General features: G+C 72.4%; 10 protein-coding genes. 4 read left to right on the top strand and 6 right to left on the bottom strand.

Annotated elements, in window-relative coordinates; translation table 11 throughout:
* Positions 1 to 253 precede the first annotated feature (253 nt).
* The 3 genes from D452_RS0103170 to D452_RS0103160 all read left to right on the top strand — a co-directional run bounded on the left by D452_RS0103170 (position 254) and on the right by D452_RS0103160 (position 3,843).
* Positions 254 to 1,774 (top strand): DEAD/DEAH box helicase, encoded by a 1,521-nt coding sequence (locus D452_RS0103170; protein ID WP_017542704.1) that lies wholly within the window; start codon positions 254 to 256, stop codon positions 1,772 to 1,774.
* 180 nt (positions 1,775 to 1,954) lie between these two features.
* Positions 1,955 to 2,644 (top strand): FadR/GntR family transcriptional regulator, encoded by a 690-nt coding sequence (locus D452_RS0103165; protein WP_040693043.1) that lies wholly within the window; start codon positions 1,955 to 1,957, stop codon positions 2,642 to 2,644.
* Positions 2,641 to 3,843: a CynX/NimT family MFS transporter gene (locus D452_RS0103160; protein WP_017542702.1), complete on the top strand. Its 1,203-nt coding sequence runs from the start codon at positions 2,641 to 2,643 to the stop codon at positions 3,841 to 3,843. The genes D452_RS0103165 and D452_RS0103160 overlap by 4 nt, the downstream gene beginning before the upstream one ends.
* A gap of 18 nt (positions 3,844 to 3,861) precedes the next feature.
* On the opposite strand, the gene atzF is transcribed toward D452_RS0103160, so the two are convergent.
* From atzF to D452_RS0103140, 4 genes are all read right to left on the bottom strand, one after another.
* Positions 3,862 to 5,589 (bottom strand): allophanate hydrolase, encoded by a 1,728-nt coding sequence (gene atzF / locus D452_RS0103155; RefSeq protein ID WP_017542701.1) that lies wholly within the window; start codon positions 5,587 to 5,589, stop codon positions 3,862 to 3,864.
* A complete protein-coding gene (uca, locus tag D452_RS0103150; protein WP_017542700.1) occupies positions 5,589 to 9,209 on the bottom strand; it encodes an urea carboxylase in 3,621 nt (1,206 codons plus the stop codon). Before uca ends, atzF begins: the two co-directional genes overlap by 1 nt.
* A 37-nt stretch (positions 9,210 to 9,246) precedes the next feature.
* Positions 9,247 to 9,969 carry a GntR family transcriptional regulator gene (locus D452_RS0103145; RefSeq protein ID WP_017542699.1) on the bottom strand — a complete coding sequence of 241 codons (723 nt, stop codon included), beginning with the start codon at positions 9,967 to 9,969 and terminating at the stop codon, positions 9,247 to 9,249.
* 247 nt (positions 9,970 to 10,216) lie between these two features.
* A complete protein-coding gene (locus D452_RS0103140; protein WP_017542698.1) occupies positions 10,217 to 11,785 on the bottom strand; it encodes an SLC13 family permease in 1,569 nt (522 codons plus the stop codon).
* Between the two features lie 254 nt (positions 11,786 to 12,039).
* Here D452_RS0103140 and D452_RS0103135 point away from each other — a divergent pair, with 254 nt between their 5' ends.
* Positions 12,040 to 13,032, top strand: a complete 993-nt coding sequence (locus D452_RS0103135) for a TAXI family TRAP transporter solute-binding subunit (protein WP_051061240.1) — start codon at positions 12,040 to 12,042, stop codon at positions 13,030 to 13,032.
* A 3-nt stretch (positions 13,033 to 13,035) separates the two neighbouring features.
* On the opposite strand, the gene D452_RS0103130 is transcribed toward D452_RS0103135, so the two are convergent.
* Together D452_RS0103130 and D452_RS0103125 are read right to left on the bottom strand one after the other, a co-directional pair.
* Positions 13,036 to 14,439: a sensor histidine kinase gene (locus D452_RS0103130; protein ID WP_017542696.1), complete on the bottom strand. Its 1,404-nt coding sequence runs from the start codon at positions 14,437 to 14,439 to the stop codon at positions 13,036 to 13,038.
* A gap of 3 nt (positions 14,440 to 14,442) precedes the next feature.
* Positions 14,443 to 15,111 carry a response regulator transcription factor gene (locus D452_RS0103125; RefSeq protein ID WP_017542695.1) on the bottom strand — a complete coding sequence of 223 codons (669 nt, stop codon included), beginning with the start codon at positions 15,109 to 15,111 and terminating at the stop codon, positions 14,443 to 14,445.
* Positions 15,112 to 15,741 lie beyond the last annotated feature (630 nt).

The raw sequence follows: 15,741 nt of genomic DNA, 5'->3' as shown, positions 1-15,741 counted from the left end.
GTGTGCTAGGTTCGTGAAGTTGCGGTCGTGGTGTCCGTTGGACTTCTTCGGATCAGATCACCACGGTGCCGTTCCCAGAGCCGGTCTTCTGGCAGTCGTTCTCCGACAGGCACCGGTTCACCCGCCACGACCCCCAGTTCTTCACGTGGGCCGTGGATATCGAAGTATTTTCCCCCACGCATCTTCGGTGTCACTCGCCGAAGCACTGCTGTGGACTTCCGACCCGGCCTATGTCGTCGGCGAAAGGTCATCTGTGAACCATCCCCGTGCCAACGCACGTCGTGATCGCTCCTCCAACAACACCGGCTACGGTTCCCGTGGCGGATCCGGCTCGTACGGCCGCCCGCGCCCCCGTCGTTCCTTCGACGGTCCCCGGCGCGGCGGCGGCCAGGGCGGCGGCTCGCGCTTCTCCGGCGGCGAGTTCGCCCTTCCCCAGACCGTCGTTCCCGGGCTGGACCCGGTGGACGACTTCCAGGCGCTGGAGATGCCCGCCGCGCTGAAGGAGACGCTGACCCGCCAGGGTCTGACCACGCCCTCCACGATCCAGGCGGCCACCCTGCCGAACTCGCTGGCCGGCCGGGACGTCCTGGGCCGCAGCCAGACCGGTTCGGGCAAGACGCTCGCCTTCGGTCTGGCCCTGCTGGCCCGTCTCGACGGCCGCAAGGCCGAGGAGCGGCACCCGATGGCCGTGGTGCTGGCGCCGACCCGTGAGCTCGCCCAGCAGGTCACCGACTCCCTCACGCCCTACGCCCGTTCGGTGCGGGTGCGCATGGCGACCGTGGTGGGCGGCATGCCCATCCACCGCCAGGCCCGCTCCCTGCGTCAGGGCGTGGAGCTGGTCGTGGCCACCCCGGGTCGTCTGCGCGACCTGATGGAGCGCGGCGACTGCGTCCTGGACCAGGTCGAGGCCGTGGTGCTCGACGAGGCCGACCAGATGACCGACATGGGCTTCATGCCGCAGGTCACCGCGATCCTGGAGCAGGTTCCCGCCGACGGGCAGCGTCTGCTGTTCTCGGCCACCCTGGACCGGAACGTGGACCAGCTGGTGCGCCGCTTCCTCAAGGACCCGGTCGTCCACTCGGTCGACCCGTCCGAGGGCGCGGTCTCGACCATGGAGCACCACCTCCTGCACGTGTCCCACGCGGACAAGCAGGCCACCGCCACCGCGATCGCCGCCCGTGACGGCCAGGTCATCATGTTCCTGGACACCAAGCACGCGGTGGACCGGATGGCGCAGCACCTGCTGGCCAGCGGCGTCCGGGCGGCCCCGCTGCACGGCGGACGCTCCCAGCCGCAGCGCACCCGCACCCTCAAGCAGTTCAAGGAGGGCACGGTGACCGCGCTGATCGCCACGAACGTGGCCGCGCGCGGCATCCACGTGGACGGGCTGGACCTGGTCGTGAACATCGACCCGCCCACCGATCACAAGGACTACCTGCACCGCGGCGGCCGTACCGCCCGCGCGGGCGAGTCCGGCAACGTGGTCACGCTCGTGACGCCCAACCAGCGCCGCGACATGAGCCGCCTGATGTACCGCGCTCGGATCGAGCCGCAGATCGCCCAGGTGGACCACGCCGAGGACCCGGAGCTGGCCCGCGTGACCGGCGCCCGCGTCCCGTCCGGCGTTCCGGTCAGCCTGCCCGCAGAGCCGCGTCGTGAGAACCGCCCGCGCGGCCCGCGCGGCCAGGGTGGTCCGCGTGGCGGCGGTTACGGCGGTCCGCGCTCGGGTGGGTCCTCCCGCCCGCGCCGTCCCCGTCGCGCCCCGCAGGACTAGGCACCGACCTCCGCGAGCCCCGTCACGTCCGTGGCGGGGCTCCGTCGTGTCATCCGCGCGAGCACGGGAGCAGAGCGCCCTCCCGGGTGGTGCCCTTGTGGGCGCGGGTGTCCGGTGCCTAGACTCCCTGCGCGACCGACCGTGCAAATGTCGGACAACCAGGAGGCCACCGTGACGTCCATGACCCAGCCCACCCGGGCCGAACCCCTGGTCGTGCAGGTCAGCAGGCAGTTCAGGGACCGCATCTCCGCCGGGGACTGGGCTGTCCACAGCCGCATCCCCGGCGAGAAGAGCCTCGCCGAGGAGCTCGGGGTCAGCCGGGGCACCGTCCGCGAGGCCCTGCGCGCCCTCACCGCCGCGGGGCTCCTGGAGCCGCGGGTGGGTGACGGCACCTACGTCCGGGCCAGCGACGAGCTCACCGGTCTGCTCCGGCAGGGCGGCGGCACCGAGTTCGAACACGTCCTGGACGTCCGCGCCGTTCTGGAGGTCGCCGCCGCCGAACGCGCCGCCCGCCACCGCACCGACGCCCACCTGGACGCCATGCGCGAGGCCGTCGCCGCCCGTGTCGAGGCCGAGCGCGCCGACGACGTGAACGCCTACGTGGCCGCCGACTCCCGCTTCCACCGCGCCGTGGTGGAGGCCGCCCACAACCCGCTGCTCACCCGCCTCTACGACGCGCTCCGGGAGAACGTGGTGGAGTCCATCCGGCGCACCACCTCCCTGCCCGAGGCGCAGGGCCTCAACGACCTGCACGAGGGCCTGCTCGCCGCGATCGAGGACGGCTCCCCCGAACACGCCCGCGCCATCGCCACGGAGCTCGCCGACGAACTCGGGTTCATCAGCGCCGTCGTCGAGGACGGGGAGCAGTGAGCGCCCCCACCACACGGGCCCCCGCCCGCACCTGGCCGCGCGCCGCCCTGGCCATGGGCTCGGTCCTGGTGATCGCGTCCTGCCTGCGACCCGCACTGACCTCGGTCGGCCCCGTCCTGGGGTCCGTGGGCGCCACCACCGGGCTGTCCGACAGCGCCCTGGGCGTGCTCACCGCGCTCCCCCTGCTCGGCTTCGCCCTCTTCTCCTCGATCGTGCACGGCCCCGCCGCCCGATGGGGCGTGGACCGGGTGGTCCTGGCCGCGCTGGCCCTCCTGGCCACCGGAATCCTGGTCCGGTCCCTCCCGACCCTGGCGACCCTGTGGCTGGGCACCGCCATGGTCGGAGCCGCGATCGCCTTCGGGAACGTGCTGGTCCCGGTGATCCTGCGGCGCGACCACCCGAGGCGGATCGCCCTGTTCACCGGGGTGTCCTCCTCGGTGATGACCGGGTTCGCCGCCCTGGGCGCCGGTCTGTCCGTTCCGCTCGCGGCGCTCGCGGGCGGCTGGCGGGCCTCGCTGGCCCTGTGGGCCGTCCCGGTGGCGCTCGCGCTGCTGGTCTGGGCCGCACGGATGCGCTGGGTGCCCTCCCCCGTGCCCGTCACCGCCTCGGCCGACACCCCCGCCGAACCCACCGGCTCGGTGTGGCGTTCGTCGACCGCGTGGCTGGTCACCGCGTTCATGGGGCTCCAGTCCACCGCCTACTTCACGCTGATCAACTGGCTGCCGAGCGTGGAGGCCGCACGCGGCGTGAGCCCTCAGACCGCCGGGTGGCACCTGTTCGCGTTCCAGATCACCGGTGTGGTGGCCGGACTGGCGATCACCACTCTGATGGGGCGGCGCGCGGAGCAGCGCCCCGCCTGCCTGGCGGTGAGCCTGCTCATCGTGGTGGCCATGGCCGGTCTCCTGTGGGTCCCGGCCTGGGGTCCGCTGTGGATCATGGTGGCGGGCGCGGGCACGGGGAGTTCGATCGTGGTGGCCCTGTCCCTGATCGGCCTGCGCGGCCGTACCCAGACGGAGACCACCCGGCTGTCCGGCATGGCGCAGTCCATGGGCTATCTGCTCGCCGCGTGCGGCCCGGTCGCGGCCGGGGTGCTGATCCAGCTCACCGGCTCGACGGACCTGGTCCTGGTGCTGGTGGGCGGCCTGGCGCTGGTCCAGACCGTGGTCGCGCTCTGGGCGGGACGCGACCGAGGGATCTGAACCGGCGCGGCCGCCCCGCTACCCCAGGGACTCCAGGGACTCCAGGTAGGCGAGCCAGCCGCCGTGGTGGGTGATGTCCTCGCCTCCCACCGCGGCTGCCGGTTCGCAGCCGAAACCCACCACGGTGCGGCCGTCCGCGAGGGTGACCGCGCCGAGTGTCATCGGTGCGGGCAGCGCGGCGAGGAAGGCGCCCAACCCGGCCGGGGAGATCTCCCAGACCTCGCAGCGCAGCGCCGACCCCCCGCTGTCCACCCGCAGCAGACCCGGTTTGGGCGGGGTCGTGCGCAGGGCGACCATCCGGTGGTCCCCGCTGGTCGTGGTGGCCTCCACGAACCGCGCGCCGAGGTCGGTGAGCTGGTGGTTGAGCGGCTGTCCGCGCAGGTGCGCGCCGAACACGGCCAGCTCCAGCCCGTTGGCGGGCAGGGCCGGGCCGGGCTCGGCCCCGGTGAGGAGCCCGGCCAGGTCCAGGGCCACCTGGTCGTCGAAGGCGTCGGTGACCACCGTGACCCCGAACGGGTGTCCGTCGGCGGTACCGGCGGGGACCGCGACGGCGGCGAGGTCGAGGAGGTTGACGAAGTTGGTGTAGGTCCCCAGCCGGGAGTTGGTGCCCACCGGGTCGGCGGCCACCTCGTCCAGCGTCGGGTGGCCGACCGTGGTCGGTACCAGGAGGCCGTCGAACCCGCTCAGGAGCGCCCGCGCGGTCGCCCTGTACCCGGCCAGCCGGTGCTGGTCGGCGGCGAGACGGCTGGCCGGGAGGTCCGCGGCGGCCAGGATGATCCCTGCGACCGTGGGGTCGGAGCGCCCGTCCCCGCGGTGCGCCTCCAGGAACTCCCCCACGGCGGCGTGGCGTTCGGCGACGATCGCCCCGTCGTACAGCAGCCGCGCGGCCTCCAGCAGCGGGGCGATGTCGACCCGCTCCACAACCGCTCCCGCTTCGGCGAACCGGTCCACGGCCCGTTGGAAGGTGTCCCGTTCCGCTTCGCTGAGCGGGGCCAGTCCCTCTTCGGTGGGGACCGCGATCCGGGCGGGGTCGCGCGGGGCCAGCCGGACGTCGGCGGGCCAGCCGCGGCTGGCCGGGTCCCTCGGATCTGGCCCGGTGACCACGGCCAGGGCGCGCTGGCCGGTGGCCAGGTCCGGTGCGAACACGGTGACGGTGTCGTAGGGCCTCGCGGCGGGCACGACCCCCGTGTTGGGGACCAGGCCGAGGGTGGGCTTGAGGCCGACGATCCCGTGCAGCGCCGCGGGCACCCGGCCGGACCCGGCGGTGTCGGTGCCGAGGGCGACGTCGACGATCCCCAGGGCCACCGCCACGGCCGATCCCGAACTCGACCCACCGGAGATCCGGGCGGGGTCGAGGGCGTTGCGGACGGCGCCGTAGGGGCTTCGTGTCCCCACGAGCCCGGTGGCGAACTGGTCCATGTTGGTCTTGCCCAGCACCAGCGCACCGGCCGCCACCAGGCGTTCCACGGCGGTCGCGCTCACGTCGGGCGTGCGCGCGAACCCCGGGTGCGCGGCCGTGGTGGGCAGGCCCGCGACGTCGATGTTGTCCTTGACCGCCACGAGCGTCCCGGCCAACGGAATCCGCTCGGCCTCCGGTGTCCCGGCGGCCGCGGCCAGTCGCTCCTCCAGCGCCCCGGCCTCCGCCACCACCTCCTCCTCGGGTCGCAGGGTGATCCAGACCTCCGGCCGGTCGGCCTCGGCGATCCGTCGGTAGGCGGCGCGTACGCGCTCGGTGGGGGTGGGCATCAGGCGGTCCCTTCCTCGGCGATGACGGCCACGGCTCGGCCCGGATCCAGTCTCTGTCCGGGGCCGACCAGGACCTCGGTGACGGTTCCGGTGACGGGCGCCCGGACCACCACCTCCAGCTTCATGGCCTCCAGGCGCACGACGGGCTGTCCCTCCTCCACGGTCTCCCCCGGTTCCACGTCCACCTTCCACACACTCGCGGACAGGGGCGCCTCCACGAGGGTCGATCCGGGCGGTGGGGTCAGCTCCTCGTGTGCGACCGGCTCGGGGTCGGGGCGGTCCTCGAACTCCCCCGCCGCCTCCCACCGCAGCCGTTCCTCCTCGAAGGCCGCCCCGCGTCGGCTCTCGAACTCCCGGATGGACTCCGCGTTCTCGGCCAGGAAGCGTTCGTGGTCGGCGAGCACGAACTCGCCCTGGGTGATCCGGAGTTCGTGGCGCCCGGCGAGCAGGTCCGCACGGATGTCCAGGAGTTCCCCGGCCTCCACCGGGTACCAGGTGATCCGGTCGAAGAACCGCAGCAGCCAGGGGGTGCCCGGTTCGAACTGCCCGTACTGGCGCAGCCCGGACCAGATCGGCACGGTGCGGCCGATCAGCTGGTAGCCGCCGGGGCTCTCCATGCCGTACACGCACAGGTACGCGCCGCCGATCCCCACTCCGGCCTCGGGGGTCCAGGTCCGCGCGGGACTGTACTTGGTGGTGACCAGGCGGTGTCGCGGGTCCAGCGGGGTCGCGGCGGGCGCGCCCAGGTACACGTCGCCCAGACCGAGCACCAGGTAGGAGGCGTCGAAGACGATCTCCCGCACGCGCTCCACGGAGTCCAGGCCGTTGACCCGGCGGATGAACTCGATGTTGTCGGGGTTCCAGGGGGCGTCGTCGCGCACGCCGGTGCCGTAGCGCGCGATGGCCTCGTGGATGGAGGGGTCGTCGAAGGACATCGGCAGGCGCAGGGTGCGGCTGGGCACCCGCAGACGGGAGGTGGGCGGCAGCCCCGCCTCGATCTCCAGGAGCACCCCCAGCAGCGTGCGCAGCGGCAGCACCTCCGGGTCGGTGTGCAGGTGCAGGGAGCGCACACCGGGCGTGGTGTCCACGATCCCCGCGGGCGCGTGCCGGTCCAGGGCGGCCATGAGGGCGTGTACGCGCATGCGCAGGCCGAGGTCGAGCACCATCGGGCCGTACTCGACCAGGAGGTTGTCGTGGCCGCCGCGGCGGTAGGTGACCTCGGGGGTGCCCTCACCGGCGGGGACGCGGGCCAGGACGCCGTCGTCGCCGTCCGCACCGGTGTGGCGCAGGAGCGGCGCGGCGGTCGGCTCCGTGTGCAGCCGCTCGGCGGCGACCTCGGTGACGGGGCGGAACCGCACGGTGTCGCCGGGGCGCAGCTGGCCGATCTTCCACCGGGAGCCGGAGACCACGGTGACCGGGCAGACGAACCCGCCGAGGCTGGGGCCGTCCGGACCGAGGAGCACCGGGGTGTCTCCGGAGAGGTTGACGGCGCCCACGGAGTAGGCGGTGTCGTGCACGTTGGAGGGGTGCAGCCCGGCCTGGCCGCCGTCCGGGCGGGCCCAGGTCTGCTTGGGTCCGGACAGGCGGACGCCGTTGCGGGCGGACTGCGGATGGACCCGCCAGGAAGTGGCGAGGAAGTCGGCCAGACCCTCGCGGGTGAGGAACTCGGGGGCGGCGTGCGGGCCCTCGGAGACCTCCACGTCCCAGTGCGTGCCGTCACGGGGCGGCTCCCCGGCGGCGGTGTCCGGGAACCGGGGGCGTCTCCCCTCGGGCACGGGGGAGGCCGGGGCCTGGTCGGCGCCGGGCGGGGCCACGCGGAGCACGTCGCCCGGGCGCAGCTCCCGGCCCGCGTGCCCGCCGTACTCACCGGCGGTGAACGTGGCCGCGCTGCCCAGGTACTCGGGAACGTCCAGACCGCCCCGGAAGAGCACGTAGGTGCGCATGCCCGGCCCCGGGGCCGCCCCGACGTCCAGCAGGCCCCCAGGGGGCACCTCGACCGGCTCCCACCGGGGTACGGGAGCTCCGTCCACGGTGACGTCGGCGGGTGCCCCGGTCACGCACACGGTGGTGGCGTGGGTGAAACGCAGCGACGGTCCCTCCATCGTGCACTCCAGGCCCGGGGCGCCCTCCGGGTTGCCCAGAGCGGTGTTGCCCAGGCGCAGCGAGAGGTCGTCCATGGCCCCCGACGGAGGAACACCCACCTGCCAGTACCCGGTGCGCCCCGGAAAGTCCTGGACGGTGGTGAGGGTGCCCGCGCGCTCCACCTCGACCCGGGGTTCGGGGTCGCCGACCGTCGCGCACGTGGCAGTGGTGTGCGTGGCCGCGCGCACGTCCTCGTGGTCGCTCAGAGCGCGCAGCAGGCCGAGGTTGGTCTGGACGCCGTCGATCCGCACCCCGGCCAGGGCACGGCCCAGCCGGTCCAGCGCGTCCTCGCGGTCACTTCCGCGCACGATCACCTTGGCGAGCATGGGGTCGTAGTCGCTGGTCACCCGCTGCCCCGCCTCCACCCAGCCGTCCACGCGGACGTCGGCGGGGGCCTCCACCCGGGTGAGCAGCCCGGCACTGGGCCGGAAGTCGTGCGCCGGGTCCTCCGCGTACACGCGGGCCTCGACAGCGTGGCCGGTGCGGGCCGGACCCTCGGGCGGGATCCCCGCGAGCACGTCCTCACCGAGCGCCAGGCGCAGCATCCACGCGACCAGGTCCACCCCGGCGATCTCCTCCGTCACCGGGTGCTCCACCTGGAGGCGGGTGTTGACCTCCAGGAAGGAGGCCTCACCGCGCTCGACGTCATAGACGAACTCGACCGTTCCGGCGCTGCGGTAGGACACCCCAGCGCAGAGCGTGCGGGCGGTGCGGTGGAGTTCGGCCCGCAGGGCGTCGGGGAGGTCGGGGGCGGGTGCCTCCTCCACCACCTTCTGGTTGCGGCGTTGCAGCGAGCAGTCGCGGTCCCCCAGGGTGACCACGCCGCCGTGGCCGTCGCCGAAGACCTGCACCTCCACGTGGCGGGCCCGGGAGACGAACCGCTCGACGAACACCCCGCCACCGCCGAAGTGGGTCCGCGCGAGGCGGCTGACCTGGTCGAAGGCGGAGTGCAGCGCCTCTTCGTCGAAACAGGGTCGCAGTCCGATCCCCCCGCCGCCCGAGGTGGACTTGAGGATGACCGGATAGCCGATCTCCTCGGCGGCGGCCACGGCCCGCTCGACGTCGGGGAGGGGCTCGCTGCCCGGCACCATCGGGAGCCCTGCGGCGGCTGCGGCCTTGCGGGCGGTGTGCTTGTCGCCGAACTCCTCCAGGTGGCGGGGCTCGGGTCCGACGAACACGAGCCCGGCCGCCTCGACCGCGTGCGCGAACTCCGCGCTTTCGGACAGGAAACCGTAGCCGGGGTGGACGGCCCCGGCGCCGGTGGCGACGGCGGCGGCCAGGACGCGCTCGATGTTCAGGTAGCTCTCGGCGGCGGGCGCCGGGCCGAGGCGCACGGCCTCGTCGGCCATGCGGGTGTGCGGCGCTCCCGCGTCGGCGTCGGAGTACACGGCGACGGTGCGCAGGCCGAGCGCGCGGGCGGAGCGGATGACGCGGCAGGCGATCTCACCGCGGTTGGCGACGAGCACGGAGTCGAACACGGGGGCTCTCCCTCTGGTCGGAGGCTGGGAGTGGCGGTCAGAACTGGTCGGCGCTCAGCACCATCCGGGTCAGGGCCTGTCCGGCCCGTTCGAGGACGACCTCCATGGACGCGCCCACGTGCTCGTGCAGGGCGCGGTGGGCCGCGTCGAGGCGGTCGGCGAGCAGCAGCTCGACGATCTCGACGTGCTCGGCGACGGTGGAGGCGATCCGGTCCTCGGTGCGGAAGTCGTGCATGCGCACCCGCCGGATGCGCTGGTTGACCGAGACCAGGGATTCGGTGAGGGCGCCGTTGCCCGAGGCCCGGGACAGCGCGGTGTGGAAGGCCTCGTCGAGCAGGACGAACGAGGGGTCGGGGTCGGGAGGAGCGGCGCGCAGCCCCTCCCAGCGCTCCAGTTCAGCGGTCAGGACGCCCCTGTCGTGCCGGAGGGCGGGGTCCTCGATGACCCGGGCGATGCCGCGCAGTTCGAGGACGACCCTCAGTTCGTAGAGGTCGCGCAGCTCGGGGAGGTTGGGGACGCGGACGTAGTAGCCGTTGTCGCGGCGTTCGACCAGACCGTCGGAGTGCAGGCGCGCCAGGGACTCACGGACGGGGGTGCGGGAGACCCCGAAGCGCTCGGCGAGCCGCACCTCGCCCAGGCGGGTGTGCGGCGTGAGGCGGCCGCTCAGGACCTCCTCGCGGATCGCGGCGTGGACGCGGTCGCGGCGGGAGGGAGTCGCGGCCCCCGCGTCGACAGCCCGTGTATACAGCGGTGTGTCCATGGGCCCCGACGCTAGGAAGCCCCTGTTTCAGGGAGACTGTCGCGCGGTGAAACCCGGATTGCGCCGTGTTTCGTACCCGTGAAACCGCTGGGACACGAGAAGAGCGCCCCTCCCGGCTCCCGTCGAACGGTGACGGGGTCGGAAGGGGCGCTTCTGGGAGTTCCGGGACGGTGTCCTCGCGGAGGTCGGAACCACCGCCCCGGGGAGGGGCCGCCCGCTCTCTACTTCGGGCGGCCCGTGGATGGCGCTAGAACACCTGCACTCCGAGGGCCCAGCTGAAGAGGGCGTACATGGAGAACATGATGAGCACGAGTGCGGTCATGTTGAACCACAGGCCCGCACGGAGCATCTCGGTGATCTTGACGTAGCCGGAGCCGAAGGCGATCGCGTTGGGCGGCGTGGCCACCGGCAGCATGAAGGACATGGAGGCCGCGAGGACAGCCGGGATGACCAGCGCCAGGACGTCGACGTCCATGCCGACCGCGACACCGCCCATGATCGGGAGGAACGTGGCGGCGGTGGCCGTGTTGCTGGTGAGCTCGGTGAGGCAGAGGACCAGGACGACGACCGCGAGGATGAGCGCCCACATGGGCACGCCCTCGAGGATGGCGACGCGGGTACCGATCCACGCGCTCAGGCCGCTGGAGGTGAACTGGGCGGAGATCGCGATACCGCCACCGAACAGCAGCAGGATGCCCCAGGGCAGCTTGAGCGCGGAGTCCCAGTCGAGCAGACGGTTGTTGCGGTCCGCGGGGATGATGAAGAGCAGGACCGCGACGACCATCGCGACCATGGCGTCCGAGACGCTGCCGATCCACGGGATGACCGAGGCGATCGCGTCGTTCTTCGCCAGCATCGGCGCGAAGATCCAGGACATGGCGGCGAAGGCGAAGACCGCGAGCACGAGCTTCTCGGCGCGCTTCATCGGGCCCATCTTGGCCAGCTCGCCCCGGATGAGCTCCTGGGCACCCTCGAGGCGCTTGACCTCCGGCGGGTAGATGACCTTGGCCAGCAGGAACCAGGCGATCAGCAGGAAGATGATGGCGAGCGGAACACCGGCCACCATCCACTCACCGAAGCCGATGTGGATGTCGTGGTTCTCGGCGAGGTAGCCGACCATCAGGACGTTCGGCGGGGTGCTGATCAGCGTCGAGACGGAGCCGATGGACGCGGAGTAGGCGATCGCCAGCATCAGGGCGGTGGCGAAGTTGGCGTCGGTCTTGCCGTTGCGCAGCTGGGTGACCAGGCCGATCACCGAGAGGCCGACCGGGAGCATCATCACGGCGACGGCGGTGTTGGACACCCACATGCCGATGACGAAGGTCGCGGCGATGAACCCGCCGATGAGGCCGACCGTGTTGGAGCCGACCTTCGAGACGATCAGCAGCGCGATCCTGCGGTGCAGGTCCCACTTCTGCATGGCCAGGGCCAGCATGAAGCCGCCCATGAAGAGGAAGATGACGTCGGACCCGTAGGACGGGGAGACGTCGCCGACACCGACGCCGTCGATGAGCAGCGGGAAGAGGATCAGCGGCAGCAGCGAGGTGGCCGGGATCGGGATGGGCTCGGTGGCCCACCAGATCGCGATCCAGGCGGTGACGGCGGCGACGATGCCACCGTTCACCGACATGACCGTCTCGGTGTCGCCGTCGCCGAGCGGCAGCGCCATCTCCGGCAGCAGGAAGAAGACCAGCAGGCCGACCAGGGGACCCGCGAAGAACCCGATCACCCGGCTCCGCGTGGTGCGTTCCCCGGGTGTGCCCTTGGTCTTCGCCGGAGTCTCGTCCGGTTTCTTGTCGGCGGTGTCCATCGCCATGGTGCCTCCTGCTTGCTGGTCGGCGGCTGTCCGCGACTCCCCTCCCGGTCGACCGCTGTGTTGCCAGCCGGTTTCTCGGGGGTTACTTCCTCTTGATGAAGAGATGATTGTTACGACTCGCGAGTGTGTGCAACGCAACTGCACAAGAGTTGGGATTCCTCTGACATTGGGCCACTCTGGGTGTGTGTCCTGGGGCACAAAGTGACGCAAAGTACACGCGCGCGATCGCCGTCCCACCCGCCTAAGCTGCGTGTATGCATCCGAGGGAAACTGACCGTCGCACCGTGCTCCTGAGCCTGGCGGGCGCCGTCACCGTAGCGGCAGTGACCGGTTGCACACGTGCGCCCGACCCCGCCCCGCCCCGGCTCATCGTGGCCACCGGCCCCCCGGGGGCCGTCTACCGGGAGATCGGCGGGGAACTCGCGCTCCTCCTCGACGAACGCCTGGCGCACAACAAGGTGATCCCGGTGGAGACCCGCGCCTCACACGACAACCTGTACCTGCTGGAGGACGGCGGAGCCCACCTCGGCCTGGCCAACCTCGACTCGGTCCTGGCCACGGAGATCGAGAAGCAGGACCTCGTCAGCGCGGTGGGACGGCTCTACGACAGCTTCGTGCACCTGGTGGTCACCGCCGGGTCCCCCGTGCGCGGGCTGACCGACCTCGACGGGCTCCGGGTGTCCATAGGCGCCTCGGACTCCGGGACCGAGTTCACCACCGAGCAGATCCTCAGCGAGATCGGCGTGAGACCGGAGACGCTCCGGCTCGACCAGGCCACCTCGGCCGAGGCCCTCGCGTCGGGCGAGATCGACGCCATGTTCTCGCTGACCGGGCTGCCCACCCCGGCCATCGCCGACCTCGCGGAACGCGCCCCGCTGCGCTTGGTCGACCTCGCCGACGTCGCCGACCACATGGTCACCGTGTACCCGGAGGCCTACTTCCCGGCGACCATCCCGGCCACCACCTACGCGGGGATACCGGCCTGCCCCACGATGTCCATCCCGAACCTGCTCCTGTGCCGACAGGACCTGCCCGAGGACCTCGTGTACGTGGTGACGGACACGGTGTACACGGGGGCGTCCCGGCTGGCAGAGCAGCGCCCCGAGGCCGCGCAGATCAACGTGCGGACCGGCATCTCCACGGGGGTCGTGCCCCTGCACGCCGGGGCCGAGCGGTGGTACCGGGACAACAAGCCCGCGTCCGAGGGTGCCGAGGTCCAGGTGAGCCCGTCCGAGTCGACCGACTGACGGTCACTCGTCCTCGGGAGGGGCCGCCGGAGGCAGGGTGATGACCACGCCGAACCCGCGCCGTCCCTGGTCCGCGAGGCCGTCGCCCAGGTTGAGGCGCCCGCCGGACTCACGGACCAGGTCCGCGACGATCGGCAGGCCCAGCCCGGTGCCCTCGGTGTTCTGGTGGGTCGGGGAGCGCCAGAAGCGGTCCAGGGCGGCCTCGCGTTCCTCCTTAGGCAGGCCCACACCGTTGTCCAGCACCCCGATCCGCACCTGCTCTCCGTCCTCGGCGCGCACCTCGACCCGGGTGCCACCGGACAGCCGCAGAGCGTTGCTGACCAGCTCATCGAGGATGCTGCCCAGCCCGCCCGCCGGAGCGTGCGCCCACAGGTGGTCGGGCAGGTCCGTGGTGACCTCGATCCCACGGGACTCCCCCAGGGCGTTCCAGCGCGCCACCCGGGTGTCCACCACCCCGGTCACCTCCACCACCTCGGTGCCGGTCACGCTTTCCAGCCGCGTGGCGGCCAGGAGGGAGTTCAGCATGCGGTGCATGACGGTGGCCTCGTCGATCGCGATCGCGTGCGCCTCGCGGGCGTCGGCGCCCTTCAGGTAGGGGGCCAGGTTCTCCACCGAGAGCCGCAGGCTGGCCAGGGGGTTGCGGAGCTGGTGGGAGGCCTCGGAGACGAAGGAGCGCTGCCGCTCCAGAGCGCGGCGCACCACCCCCACCATGGTGTTGAAGGAGTCGGTGAGCCGCCGCAGCTCCGGCGGTCCGCTCTCCGCGTCCACGTGGACGTCCAGGTCTCCGGAGGTCACCTTGGTGGTCGCCGCGTCCAGCCGGTGGATGGGCTGGAGGACCCAGCGGGACAGCGGAAGTGAGGCCGTCACCAACAGCGCCAGCGGCACCACGCTGAACAGGGCCATCCACCCCCACGTGGTGAGGATGTCCTCGCCCAGGACGTCGGTGGGCGAGACCAGCACCACCGCACCGGCCACCTCGCTGTCCCGGCCGATGGGTTCGGCGATCACCAGCGGGTCCGAGCGCCAGGGCCACACCGTGGTCGGCGGTTCGGGGCGTTCGCCCGCCAGGGCCACGGTGATCACGGAGTCCATGCCCACGTCCGCGACCAGCTCACGCATCCGGGCCCGTTCCCCCGAGCCCGCGACGACGTCGCCGTCGGGGGCGACCAGCACCACGGGAATGCCATAGAGCTGCTCGTACCGGGACATCTCCTGGGTGAGGGCGTTGCTCCGCTCAGCCTGGAGGGCGGTTCCCGCCAACGAGGCGAAGCGACCCGCGTCGCCCAGGCGGTCGACGTACACGGCCTGGGTCTGCTGCTGTGCGATGACCGTCGCGATCGGCACCAGGACCGCGCCGACCAGCACGAAGGCGATCGGGAGCAGGATGGTCAGGAGACGCCGGAGCACGGATCAGGCCTCGTCGAGCATGTAGCCCACACCGCGCACCGTGCGGATGCGCGGGGTGGCGCCGATCTTGGCGCGCAGAGAGGCGATGTGCGTGTCAAGGGTGCGGGAGGAGGCCTCCCAGGCGGCGCCCCACACCTGATCGAGGATCTGGTCCCGGGCGACCACGCGCGGGGAGCGTTCCACCAGCAGACGCAGCAGGTCGAACTCCTTGCGGGTCAGCGGCAGGGGTTCGGCTCCCATGTGCGCCTCCCGCAGGTTCGCGTCGAGGGTCAGCTCACCGACCCGCAGCGGGGGGTCGACCCGTTCGGGCTCGGCCCGGGCCGTCCGGGTGCGGCGCAGCACCGCGTCGATTCGCGCCAGGAGTTCGGCGACCCCGAAGGGCTTGACCACGTAGTCGTCGGCGCCCGCGCGCAGGCCCCGGACACGGTCGCGTTCCTCGCCCCGGGCCGTGACGGCGATGATCGCGGTCTGCGGTCGTTCCCGGAGCCGCCGCAGGAGGTCGATCCCGTCCGCGTCGGGCAGGCCGAGGTCGAGCAGGACCACGTCGGCCGAGGGGGCCGACAGGGCTCGCTCGGCCGTGGCCACCCGCTGTACGTCGAAGGAGGCTGCCCGGAGCGCGGTGACCAGCCCGCGAGCCACCCGGTCATCGTCCTCGACCACGAGAATACGCATGGCTAGCCATAGTAGGCAGAGACCGAGGTGGTCGCCCCACCGGCACGCGTTCAGCCCCGCCCGCGGTCACTCGAGTGCGCCCGCGAGGTCCCCGGGATGAACGTTGATCTCCTCGCTGGCTGCTCGCCTGGTGTGGTGAGTGACCATCTCCAGATCAGCGGGGGCAGCGGGGGCAGCGGAGGCCAGCGCCTGCTCTTGGGGATCTCCTCCAAGTGCCGGAGGGGCAGCCCTCCTCGGCTCGCACGCGGGGTGCCTTCTCTTCCCACCCACTGGACCCTCCTCTTCGGCCTCGCCGGAACTGGAAAGGCATCAGTGAAGGCGGGTACCCACTTCGGTGCGCAACGGGTTGCGTGTCGCGGCTGGTCATTCGCTGGGACGGAACAGCATCAGCGAGGGCGGGGGCTGGGTCGGGGTTGGGGGCGGTGGTGGTCCGCAGGTGGGGAAGGTGCTGCCCGTCCCTGCCCTGGGCGGGGGGCTGGACGGCGCTATTGGGTGTGGGCATGACGGGCGTGGGCATGACGGGGTTCCTCCCGGACCGGTGGTAGGGGCGTGAGGACGTGCGGAGGTAGGGGGCAGGGGCCGGGGGTCATTCGCGAGGTGGGCGGGGAGCCGGTACCCGACCCGGCGGGG

This window comes from Nocardiopsis prasina DSM 43845 (assembly GCF_000341265.1).
GTDB lineage: Bacteria > Actinomycetota > Actinomycetes > Streptosporangiales > Streptosporangiaceae > Nocardiopsis > Nocardiopsis prasina.
This window is presented reverse-complemented; position numbering and strand designations above follow the sequence as displayed.

Coding starts and splice junctions, on each gene's coding strand:
- D452_RS0103145 (WP_017542699.1), bottom strand. CDS start 9,969: ATGGACACACCGCTGTATACACGGGCTGTCGACGCGGGGGCCGCGACT.
- atzF (WP_017542701.1), bottom strand. CDS start 5,589: ATGCCCACCCCCACCGAGCGCGTACGCGCCGCCTACCGACGGATCGCC.
- D452_RS0103165 (WP_040693043.1), top strand. CDS start 1,955: ATGACCCAGCCCACCCGGGCCGAACCCCTGGTCGTGCAGGTCAGCAGG.
- D452_RS0103125 (WP_017542695.1), bottom strand. CDS start 15,111: ATGCGTATTCTCGTGGTCGAGGACGATGACCGGGTGGCTCGCGGGCTG.
- D452_RS0103135 (WP_051061240.1), top strand. CDS start 12,040: ATGCATCCGAGGGAAACTGACCGTCGCACCGTGCTCCTGAGCCTGGCG.
- D452_RS0103140 (WP_017542698.1), bottom strand. CDS start 11,785: ATGGCGATGGACACCGCCGACAAGAAACCGGACGAGACTCCGGCGAAG.